At 35.6% G+C, this 278-nt stretch carries 1 protein-coding gene; it reads left to right on the forward strand.

Features of this window, described 5'->3' with window-relative positions; genetic code table 11:
* Positions 1 to 278 (forward strand): NUDIX hydrolase (locus SB753_RS36770; protein ID WP_410805051.1); only part of this gene is annotated, 278 nt, incomplete at both ends.

Genomic DNA, 278 nt, shown 5'->3' on the forward strand with positions numbered 1-278 from the left:
GATAAAGATAGAAATGAACTGGGAGTTGCCACTCGGGAAGAAGTACATAAGTTTGGTTATTGGCATGAAACATTTCATTGTTGGTTTATTGCTAGGGAAGAGGAAATAGATTATATTTATTTTCAAATTCGTAGTGATACAAAAAAGGACTATCCTAACCTTTTGGATATTACAGCTGCCGGACATATACTAGCTCATGAAACGGTATACGACGGGGTAAGAGAGATTAAGGAAGAAGTCGGTATTGATATTTCAATGAATGAATTAATTTCGCTAGG

The sequence above is a fragment of the Paraburkholderia sp. SIMBA_053 genome (genome assembly GCF_046534895.1).
Classification (GTDB): Bacteria; Pseudomonadota; Gammaproteobacteria; order Burkholderiales; family Burkholderiaceae; genus Paraburkholderia; species Paraburkholderia caledonica.